10 protein-coding genes are annotated in these 9,929 nt (G+C 71.5%); 5 read left to right on the forward strand and 5 right to left on the reverse strand.

Annotation, left to right across the window (positions count from 1 at the left end):
- The first annotated feature begins 7 nt into the window (after positions 1-7).
- Together ACKUU6_RS29995 and ACKUU6_RS30000 are read left to right on the forward strand one after the other, a co-directional pair.
- A complete protein-coding gene (locus ACKUU6_RS29995) occupies positions 8-712 on the forward strand; it encodes a maleylpyruvate isomerase family mycothiol-dependent enzyme (protein ID WP_407991696.1) in 705 nt (234 codons plus the stop codon).
- 129 nt (positions 713-841) lie between these two features.
- Positions 842-2,128 carry an ABC1 kinase family protein gene (locus ACKUU6_RS30000; protein ID WP_407991697.1) on the forward strand — a complete coding sequence of 429 codons (1,287 nt, stop codon included), beginning with the start codon at positions 842-844 and terminating at the stop codon, positions 2,126-2,128.
- 83 nt (positions 2,129-2,211) lie between these two features.
- Here the strand turns inward: ACKUU6_RS30000 and ACKUU6_RS30005 are convergent, their stop codons facing one another.
- Both ACKUU6_RS30005 and ACKUU6_RS30010 read right to left on the reverse strand, forming a co-directional pair.
- Positions 2,212-2,988, reverse strand: coding sequence for a helix-turn-helix transcriptional regulator (locus tag ACKUU6_RS30005; RefSeq protein ID WP_407992279.1), 777 nt, complete (start codon positions 2,986-2,988; stop codon positions 2,212-2,214).
- 146 nt (positions 2,989-3,134) lie between these two features.
- The gene (locus tag ACKUU6_RS30010) at positions 3,135-4,499 is read right to left on the reverse strand and encodes a carotenoid oxygenase family protein (protein WP_407991698.1); all 1,365 of its coding nucleotides are present in this window, start codon (positions 4,497-4,499) and stop codon (positions 3,135-3,137) included.
- Between the two features lie 76 nt (positions 4,500-4,575).
- On the opposite strand from ACKUU6_RS30010, the gene ACKUU6_RS30015 reads away from it, so the two are divergent.
- A complete protein-coding gene (locus ACKUU6_RS30015) occupies positions 4,576-5,217 on the forward strand; it encodes a TetR/AcrR family transcriptional regulator (protein ID WP_407991699.1) in 642 nt (213 codons plus the stop codon).
- 30 nt (positions 5,218-5,247) lie between these two features.
- Here ACKUU6_RS30015 and ACKUU6_RS30020 read toward each other — a convergent pair whose 3' ends face one another.
- Positions 5,248-6,219 (reverse strand): hypothetical protein, encoded by a 972-nt coding sequence (locus tag ACKUU6_RS30020; RefSeq protein WP_407991700.1) that lies wholly within the window; start codon positions 6,217-6,219, stop codon positions 5,248-5,250.
- Positions 6,220-6,406: 187 nt separating this feature from the next.
- On the opposite strand from ACKUU6_RS30020, the gene ACKUU6_RS30025 reads away from it, so the two are divergent.
- Both ACKUU6_RS30025 and ACKUU6_RS30030 read left to right on the forward strand, forming a co-directional pair.
- The gene (locus tag ACKUU6_RS30025) at positions 6,407-7,387 is read left to right on the forward strand and encodes a DUF1702 family protein (protein ID WP_407991701.1); all 981 of its coding nucleotides are present in this window, start codon (positions 6,407-6,409) and stop codon (positions 7,385-7,387) included.
- Positions 7,384-8,745: a cytochrome P450 gene (locus ACKUU6_RS30030; protein ID WP_407991702.1), complete on the forward strand. Its 1,362-nt coding sequence runs from the start codon at positions 7,384-7,386 to the stop codon at positions 8,743-8,745. The genes ACKUU6_RS30025 and ACKUU6_RS30030 overlap by 4 nt, the downstream gene beginning before the upstream one ends.
- 161 nt (positions 8,746-8,906) lie before the next feature.
- On the opposite strand, the gene ACKUU6_RS30035 is transcribed toward ACKUU6_RS30030, so the two are convergent.
- The gene (locus ACKUU6_RS30035) at positions 8,907-9,440 is read right to left on the reverse strand and encodes a flavin reductase family protein (RefSeq protein ID WP_407991703.1); all 534 of its coding nucleotides are present in this window, start codon (positions 9,438-9,440) and stop codon (positions 8,907-8,909) included.
- Between the two features lie 3 nt (positions 9,441-9,443).
- Positions 9,444-9,929, reverse strand: a complete 486-nt coding sequence (locus tag ACKUU6_RS30040) for an acyl-CoA thioesterase (RefSeq protein WP_407991704.1) — start codon at positions 9,927-9,929, stop codon at positions 9,444-9,446.

Genomic DNA, 9,929 nt, shown 5'->3' on the forward strand with positions numbered 1-9,929 from the left:
TACAGGGATGACGGCCGACGGCTCCGCACCGGCCGGTTGGGAGCGACTGTCGCCCCGGCTCGGCTACGACCGGGTCAGCGAGAGCGTCATCGGACTGCTCAGCGGCAGACCGGAGTTGGCCGAGCTCGCCGTCCCGGCCTGCCACGGGTGGACGGTCCGTGATCTGGTCGACCATCTGGTGGACGTCTGCCGGCAGGTCACCCAGGGGACCAAGGTGCTGCCGTTGCGGAACCCCGACCCCGACGGCGTGGCAGGCGTGCCGGAGCTGCTGGAGCGGTGGACGGAGCTGTCCGGGAAGCTGCCGCCGCTCGGGGAGGGGCTGCGCGGCCCGATCATGACGATGGACGCCCTGACACACGAACTCGACCTGCGGTGGGCGATCGGCGCGCCGGTGCCGCTCGACCACCCCGCCTACCCGGCCTCGCTGGACCTGGTGGCGCTGGGCATGGGCCTCAGGGTGGCCGAACTCGGCCTGCCGGCCCTGCGGGTGCGGGCCGGCGGCCAGGAGTGGCTGGTCGGCCCGGGGGAGCCCGAGGTCACGGTGGGCGGCCACCACCACGACGTGTTCCGCTCGCTCACCGGGCGGCGCACCCTGGACCAGATCGGCGCACTGTCCTGGAGCGGGCCCGCCGACCGCTGGCTGCCGGCCTTCACCTGGTGGCCGTTCAGCCCGCCCGCGGAGCCGACCGAGCGGGCGCTGCGCGACCGCTGAACGCTACGGTCCCCGCCGGAGTCGCAGAACGGGCACGTCAGGAGAAGTCCGGCAGGCCGCGGACGCTGAGTATCTGTAGGGCAGTCCTGGAGCAGTCGGCGAAGAGCACAGCTGACGAGGGAGAGCCTCATGGGTTACGCGGGCACGGAAAGGTCCGGCCTCGGCCGGCGGGCGGTCCGGATCGGTTCGGTGACGCTACGGCACACCGCGGCCGCCCTGGGCGGGGCGGTGTTCCGGCGGGGCCGGGGAGGGTCGGTGTCCGCGCGGCTGGCGAAGCGGGCACCGGCGATGCTGACCGAGTTGGGCCCGTTCTGCGTGAAGGTGGGCCAACTGCTGAGCACCCGGAGGGACTTGCTGCCGGAGCGCTGGTGCGACGAGCTGGGGCGGCTGACCGATACGGTGCCGCCGCCGTCGCGGGAGCAGCTCGCGGCGGTGCTGGCCGAGGAGTTCGGGCCCGAGGCCGGCTGGCCGTTCGCCGAGTTCGACTGGGAGCCGGTGGGCAGCGGGAGCATCGCGACCGTACACCGCGCGGTGCTGACCGACGGCCGGGTGGTGGCGGTCAAGATCCGGCGGCCCGGGATCGTGCCGCTGATGAGCAGTGACTTCCGGCTGGCCGGGGCGTTCGCCCGGGCCACCGGCCGACTGCCCGGGCTGCGCCGGCTGCCGGCCGAGGAGATGCTCGGCCAGATCGGGACCGCCGTACTGGCCCAGGCCGATCTGGCGGCCGAGCGCGACTCCTTGACGCGGCTGCGCGCCAACCTGGCCACGGTGAAGGGCGTACGGCTGCCCGAGCCGGTCGAGGGGTTCGGCGGGGACCAGGTGCTGGTGATGGAATTCTTGGACGACCTAAGGGAGTTCAGGCCCGAGCCGTACCGGCCGGAGGAGCGCAGGGACGCGATGCGGAGGGTGCTGCGCGCGGTCTACCAGATGCTCTTCCTGGACGGACTGGTCCACTGTGACCTGCACCCGGGGAACCTGCGGCTGGACGCGGCGGGGGAGGTGGTCCTGCTGGACGCCGGGTTCGTGGTCCGGCTCCCCGACCGGGTGCGCAGGCACTTCGGGGAGTTCTTCCTCAGGATGGCGCTCGGGGAGGGGCGCCGGTGCGCGGACATCGTGATCGAGAGCGCCGCGCGGGTGCCGGCCGACTGTGACCTGGAGGCGTTCAGGACCGAGGTGGAGAAGCTGGTCGGGGACGCGTCCGCGGTGGTGGCGGCTGAGTTCAACCTGGCGGCCTTCGCGCCGCGGCTGTTCAAGCTGCAGCGTCGATTCGGGATCTTCGCGGCCGCGGAGTTCGCCTTCCCGCTGCTGTCCCTGCTGGTGCTGGAGGGCATGATCCACAGCTTCGACCCCGGGGTGGACTTCCAGGGGGAGGCCGTTCCGGTGCTGCTGCAGGCCATCGGGGAGGCGGGTGGCTGAGCCAACGGCGGGCGGTGCGCGCCGACGCCGTTCGCTGAGCCGGGGCGGTCCTGGTGGCCGTCCCGGTGGGCCGGGTGGTGCCGCTAGCCGGACCGGCTGATGCCCGGCGTGCGGGCGAGCCGGACGACCCGCTGGGCCGGGAGGCCGACCGTCAGTGGCTGCCTGCCGTCGAGCTCGGGCAGGGCGAGCAGGATCGGGATGTCCAGCTTGCTGAGCGGACGGGTCATCACATCGGCCTCGACCGTCCCGCCGCCGGAGATCACCACCGGGAGGTGCGAGGAGCCGACGAAGAGCGGCTGCCGCACCCAGGGGCGTGGTTCGAGCGCGACCCGGGAGACCACGGCGGCCCGGACGTACCACTGGCCGTCCGGCAATCCGGTAAGCCGGTAGGAGCCGCTCCGGTCGAGGATGTCGCAGGCCTTCGGCTGGCCCTCGGGGATCGACTCCTTGAAGGCAGCCACGTAGATCCGGACCGGCAGTTCGGTCTCGGGCACGTACAACTCGCCCTCCACGCAGCCGCTGTGTCCGGTCGGGCCGACCGCGCGCAGTGCGCTCAGGGTGGCACCCATGCCGAGTTCGGACATCATCCGGAACCGGGCGGGCGGGACGCCGACGCTGCGGGTGAACCGGCTGGTGAACGTGCCGAGACTGTTGTACCCGACCATGAAGGAGATGTCGGTGACACTGGCCGACGTCTCCAACAGTAACTTTTTTGCCATACAGAGGCGGATGGCGGCAAGAAATCTACTTGGCGAGGTGCCGGTGAGGGTACGGAATACGCGTGAGAAGTAGAACTTGCTCAATATCGCACTGTCTGCGATATCGTTCAGGGTCAGTGGTTCGTCAAAGCGTTCCCACATCGTGGCGATGGCCCGTTCGACAGCGTCATGCAAGGAATCTCTCCATTCCCGATGGGTGGATGTCCTATTTGTGCTGCTGCATTAGAGGGACGAGCCTAGCGACGTGGTGTCATGTCCGCAATGGTGTGGGCCTGGCACACTCGGGCTCACGGTTGAGAATTCGCCACCCACTGGGCGTGAAATCCGTGCGGCACCCGGACGGGCAGTGGGACGACGGCGACCGGCGGTCCGGTGAAGTGGGCGGAGTCGAGGACGATCAGTTCGCTCCGGTCGGTGACCGTGTCGTGCACCAGGCTGAGCAGCCAACCGTCGCCCTCGGGGGCGTGCGCCCCGCGCGGTACGAGGACCGCTTCGCCGGCCTCGCGCCCCGCGCCGAGCCGGTGCACCTCGGTGTGCCCGGTGAGCAGGTCGTGGCGCAGCAGCTCGGGGCCGGCCAGCGCCCCGCCACGGTCCGGGCGCAGCCCGACGGTGACGGCGTAGCGGTACGGCGATCCGGCGTAGCGGTCGTCGATCCGGGGGAACTCCTGGGCGCGGCCGTCGAGTCGGCGCTCCAGCACGGTGCCGTGCCGGTGGTCGACGGTCCACCGCCACAGGGCCGGGGTGGACTCGGTCGGGTGCAGCGGGTCGCGGTCGAAGACGCGCTCGTGCCGGATCACGTCGATCACCGTCCGGTCGCCCTGCTCGTAGGCGTTCACCGGGTGGAAGACGAAGCAGGGGTCGATCTCCAGCCAGCGGACGTCCGCGTCGCGGCCGCCGCGCGGCAGCAGCCCGAGCCGGGCGCCGTGGCCTTCGTCCCAGGTGTACGGCACCCGGGAGCCGGCCGCGGCCGCGCGCGGGTCGAAGGTGACCGGCAGGTCGTAGATGACCGCGTGCCGGTCGGTCAGCGAGAAGGCGTGCACCATGGGTGCGCCCTTTACGGTGATCGGCTCGGCCCGGCTGACGTGGCCGTCCGAGTCCACCGTGAGGTAGCTCAGCTGCGGCCGGCCGAACCGGTGCGCCACGGCGTGCAGTTCGCCGGTGAGCGGGTCGGCCACCGGGTGGGCGGCGAAGCCGGCCGGGAGGGTGCCGTTGAAGTCGTACCTGGCCAGCGTCTCCAGCTGGTCGCCCAGTTGGAAGGGGAGCGCGCCGCCGTCGCCGAGCGCCAAGGTGCGGCCCGCGTGCCGGACCAGGCCGGCGTTGGTGTTGTCGCACAGCCCCGACTGCGGCCCCGGGGTGGGAAGTTCGCCCAGCGCGTGAGTGACCCGGTCGGTGCGCACCCAGCGGTTGCGGTACCACTCGGCGCGGCCCCCGCGCAGGCGCAGCCCGTGCACCATCGCGTCGCCCGCGAAGGCGTGGTCGGTGGCGGGGTCGGACGGGCCGAGCGGGTTGGCGCCGATCCGCAGCAGGGTGCCGTCGAGCCCGGCCGGGAGCTGTCCGAGCACCGGCAGGCCGTACTCGGTGACCTCTTCGGTGACCGGGCGGTAGCCACCGGTCAGCAGGTGCGACGTGCCGTGGGTGCGACGGGTGGTCATCTGGCGTCCCCTTGCATATCGGCGTTATATAACTCTGTTCTACGAAGGTTCCTGCTGTCGTGAGAGGATGTCAAGAGTGAGCCCCCGTCAGATCGACCCGACCCTTGCCCCCCAACTCCTGCGGGCTGCGGCCAAGTTGCTCGCCGAGGAAGGGCCCAAGGCGCTGTCGACCCGTCGGCTGGCGGCCGAGGTGGGCACCTCCACGATGGCCGTCTACACGCACTTCGGGGGCAAGGGCGACCTGGTCAGGGCCATGGTGCGGGAGGGCTTCAGCTACCTCAACCGCAGCCTCACCGAGGTCGAAGGGACGGCCGATCCGGTCGCCGACATCGGGGCGCTCGGCTGGGCGTACCGGCGGAACGCACGGGAGCACTGGCACCTGTACAGCGTGATGTTCGGCGGCTCGGTGCTGAGCGGCTTCTCGCTCACCGACGACGACCGGCAGCACGGGCGCTACACCCTGGAGACCCTGGTCGCCGCCGTCGCGCGGTGCATGGCGGCCGACCGGCTGTCGCCCGGTGACCCGCAGGCGGTCGCGCACCAGCTCTGGATCGCCCTGCACGGACTGGTCACCCTGGAGTTCGGCGGCTACCTGGTGCCGCCGTACGACGCGGACGCCTGCTTCGAGGCCCAGGTGAGCGGGCTGCTGATAGGTGCCGGCGGTGAGCCCACGGCCACCCTCGCCTCGATGGCGCGGGCACGCGAACGGCGGGCCTGAGGCCAGGCCCGCCGTCCGTCCGCCCGTGGGTCAGTTGTTCCAGGGTGCGGTGGGGAACCAGATGTAGTCGAGCCGGCCGAGGATCCGCACGTCCCAGTAGACCAGCGTGAAGACGCCGGCTACCAGGAAGGCCGCCGCCGTCACCGCCGCGACCCGGCCGGGCCCGCCGCTCAGCCAGCGTTGCAGCGGGCCGCCCAGACCGTACGTCAGGGCGAGCACCAGGAGCGACATCACCACAATGTTGCCCAGCGACTGGAGGGTGAAGGCGGCCGCGCCGTACAGCGGGTTGTGGGTGGTCGCGGCGTGCCGGAACAGGTCGCGGAAGAGCGGGTAGGGGCGCCCGATCAGGAAACCGCCGACCAGCGCGCCGAGCACCAGCATCGGCGCGTTCGGGAAGCGCCGGGAGAGCGGGCCCAGCGGGTCCTTGAGCACACCGGCCGCGGCCAGACCGAGCACGGTCATCGCCAGCCCGATCAGGCCGAACGTGATCATGGACTGGATGCTGCGCGGTGACAGCGTGCCTGCCGGGCCCGAGGCCGTGGAGAACTGCGGCATCCTGGTCCCGACGAAGCCGACCAGCGCACCGTACGCGGCGGAGACCGGCACCATGCCCGCAGCCATCCAGCCCAGCGGCCTGACGGTCCGCAGGAACCGGTCCCGACGGGTCGTCAGCTCGCCCATCATCGGGCCGACCGCACCGAAGACCGCGATGTTGCAGGCCGTGAACGAACCGGCCAGGCCGGTGACAAAGGCGAACACCACTCCGGCCGCGATCCCCGCGATCGGGGTCTTGTGGGCGTCGTGGCCGAGAAGGGCGTTGGCGGTGGTGGTGCCGATCTCGGTGTCCACGAACTTCGCGGACCAGGCATAGGAGAGGAAGAGTCCGAAGGCGATGCTGAGGAGTATCAGCAGCCCCCGGCGGCGCGGGAAGGTGCTGTTGACGAACAGTGGGGTTCGGGAGGTCTCTGGGGCGGGCTTCCGGGCGGCGCTCAGATCGGTCACGTCTGCTGCTCCTCCGATGGGGTGTTCAGGACAGGACGGCTTGATTCTGGGTGTCCCTGCGGTGGTCGACTTCTTCGCACGTGCCCTCGGCAGGGCACGTTCGGAGTAGGCGGCCCACGGGGAAAGCCGCCAGGATTTCGGTTGGACAGCTGCGCCCATTCGGCAGCCCGATTCTCCGGAGGGAACCATGGCGGGTTCTTGGCGTGCGCTCAGGCGCAGAATCCTGACCCCAGATCATTCGGAAACGAAGCTCTCAAAGCGGGGATTCCACGAGAAGAGCGTGCAATCCCGGGAACTGCTGGAGACGGTCGGTGCGACCTTTCTCACCGGCTACGCGTACGTGATGGAGGAACGCACGGTCGCCGATGCCGAGATCCGGCTTGAGGGGGTGCCGGACCCGTTCCGCGGATTCGCCTACGAAGGCGCGGCGATGGCCTGCGCGATGCTCGACGGCCTGCCGTTCGGCAACGGCCGCAAGGTGTCCGAGTTGCTGGCCGGCCGCGGTCGGCAGCACAGCTACATGGCCTACGTCGGCGTCGGCTGGGCGATGGCAAGACTGCCCCGGTTCCGCTGGGCCGCGATCACCCCGCCGGACCCGCTGCTGCGCTGGCTGGTGCTGGACGGCTACGGCTTCCACCAGGCGTACTTCCACACCCGGAAGTACGTCCACGAGCACTACCAGGAGCGGGACTTCCCGTGGCCGGTGGACGGTCCGGCCGACTACCGGAACCGGGCGATCGACCAGGGCATCGGCCGCGCCACCTGGTTCGTCGCGGGCACCGCGCCGGACGTGGTGGCCGACCTGCTCGACCGCTTCCCCGAGCACCGGCGGCCCGACCTCTACAGCGGCGCCGGGCTGGCCGCCACCTACGCGGGCGGCGGGGACCAGGCCGAGCTGGAGCTGTTCTGGGAGCGGGCGGCCCGCTACCGCCCGCAGGTCGCGCAGGCGTCCGCCTTCGCGGCCACCGCCCGGGTGGAGGCCGGTCTTGTCACGCCGCACACCGAGCTGGCGGCCCGGTTCTTCTGCGATCTGACGCCCGACGAGGCGGCCGTGCTGTGCGACAAGGCGCGCCCCGCCACCGGCCCGGACGGCGCGGTGCCCGGCTACGAACTCTGGCGGCAGCGGATCGCCGAGCAGCTGGCCGAGCAGCGCGACGTGACCGCATGAGCGCGCCCGCGGCCGCCCGGCGGCTGCCGCCGGGACCGCCCGCCACCCGGACGGTCGGCCTGCTGGCCAGGATGGCCAGGGACCGGCTCTCGGTGATGACCTCGGCGGCGCTCGGCTACGGTGACGCCGTCCGGCTGCCGCTCGGGCCGAAGACGCTGTTCTTCTTCAACCACCCCGACCACGCCAAGCGGGTGCTGGCGGACAACGCCGCCAACTACCACAAGGGCATCGGGCTGGTGCACGCCAGACGGGCGCTCGGCGACGGGCTGCTGACCAGCGAGGGCGAGCTCTGGCGGGCCCAGCGCAAGGTGATCCAGCCGGTCTTCCAGCCGAAGCGGATCTCCCGGCAGACCGGGGTGATCGCCGAGGAGGCGGCCAAGCTGGTGGCCCGGCTGCGCGCCCGCGCGGGCAGCGGCCCGGTGGACATCCGGGAGGAGATGACCGAACTGACCCTCGGCATCCTCGGCCGCACCCTGCTGGACGCCGACCTCGGGGTGTACGACTCGATCGGTGAGTCCTTCGAGGTGGTCCAGGACCAGGCGATCTTCGAGATGATGTCGCTCAGCGCCGTCCCGTCCTGGCTGCCGCTGCCCCAGCAGCGCCGGTTCCGGCGGGCCAGGGCGGATCTGGAGCGGATCACCACCCGGCTGGCCGCCGAGCGGGCCGCACACCCGAGCGCCGACGGCGACGACGTGCTCTCCCGGCTGATCGAGGCCACCGCCGGCGAACCGGACGAGGCGGTCCGGCGGCAGCGGATGCGGGACGAGCTGGTCACCCTGCTGCTGGCCGGGCACGAGACCACCGCGTCCACCCTCAGCTGGACCTTCCTGCTGCTCGACCAGCACCCGCTGGTCCTGGAGAAGGTCCACGCCGAGGTGGTCGAGGTGCTCGGCGACCGCCAACCGGTCCCCGAGGACCTGCACCGGCTCACCTACACCTCCCAGGTGCTGGAGGAGGTGATGCGGCTCTACCCGCCGGTGTGGATCCTGCCGAGGAAGGCGCAGCAGGAGGACGAGATCGGCGGCTTCCACGTCCCGGCCGGCGCCGAGGTGCTGATCTGCCCGTACACGCTGCACCGGCACCCCGGCTTCTGGGACGCCCCGGACCGGTTCGACCCGGAGCGGTTCGCGCCCGGCCGGGCTGCCGGACGGCACCGGTACAGCTACATCCCGTTCGGGGCCGGGCCGCGCTACTGCGTCGGCAGCAGCCTGGGCATGCTGGAGGCCACCGTGGTGCTCGCGGCGGTGGTGCGGGAGCTCAAGCTGGTGAAGGCGCCGGGCTACGTGCCGAAGCCGGAGCCGATGCTCACGCTGCGGGTGCAGGGCGGGCTGCCGATGACGGTCCATCCGATCGACTGAGCCATATCCGGCGCGTCCACACCAAGGGCTCCCGTAACCAGCGCAGAACGCCCGGCCGGACTCACCGGCCGGGCCTTCTGCGGTGCGTACGGACGCCGTCCTGGCATGCCGGAAGCCGGTGCCTCCCGTGCGGGAGACACCGGCTTCTCGGACAACTCCCGTCAGTCGCCGAGCCGCTGGAAGCCGCCGGCGAAGTAAAGCAGCGGGTCGTCCGCGGGCGAGCGCCCGAGGTCCAGCACCGAGCCGAGGAAGATGGAGTGGTCGCCGCCGTCGTACTCGGCGGTCAGCTCGCACTCCAGCCAGGCCTGCGCACCCACCAGGACGGGAGCCCCGGTGTACCGTCCCGGCGTGGTCTCGACGGCGTCGAACTCCTGGGCGCCGCGCGGCCGGTGACGGTCGGCGAAGTGCCTGGCCGCCTTCTCCTGCGGCCCGGCCAGCACCGACACGGCGAAGGCCCGCTCGGCCAGGATCGTCTCGTGCACGGCCGCCGTCCTGACCACGCAGACCAGGATCACCGCCGGATCGAGCGAGACCGAGGTGAAGGAGTTCGCGGTCATCCCCCGGGGTTCGGTCCGGCCGGCCGTCAGGACGGTCACGCCGGTGGCGAACCGGCCGAGCACGCCCCGGAGTTCGGTCCGCTCCTGGTCGGTCCGGACGGCGGCCGGACCGGCGGGCAGTCTGTCGGTGGACGTCATCGGCTACACCTCGCTCGGGACGAGGACGGGCCGGGTGGCCCGTCCGGCGGGGCCGCTCGGCGCGACCGCGTACGGTTCGAGTGCCTTGCGCAGTGCCTCCGGCACCCGGGTCGGCCGGGTGTCGTTGTTCGGGCCGCGCATGCACGCCACCCGCTGACGCCCCCGGGCGACCAGCAACTCGCCACCCGCCTCAGGCAGTTTGACGTAGTCGAAGGCGAAGCCGACCTGGGTCTGGGTCAGGTCCTCCAGCCGCATCCGGATCGACAGCTCGTCGAAGGCGGTGATCTCGGCGAAGAACTCGCAGTCCACCTTGAGGGTGAACAGCTTCAGGTCGGCGCGGATGTCCTCCAGTACCTCCGGAGCCATCTCCCGCAAGAACATCTCCCGGCAACGACCTTGCCAGCGCAAGTAGTTGACGTAGTAGACATTGCCCACCAGATTGGTCTCCTCGAAGCCGACCAGGTGGCGGTACTCGTAGAACGGCTGCAC

Source organism: Kitasatospora sp. CMC57 (genome assembly GCF_045866025.2).
Taxonomy (GTDB): domain Bacteria; phylum Actinomycetota; class Actinomycetes; order Streptomycetales; family Streptomycetaceae; genus Kitasatospora.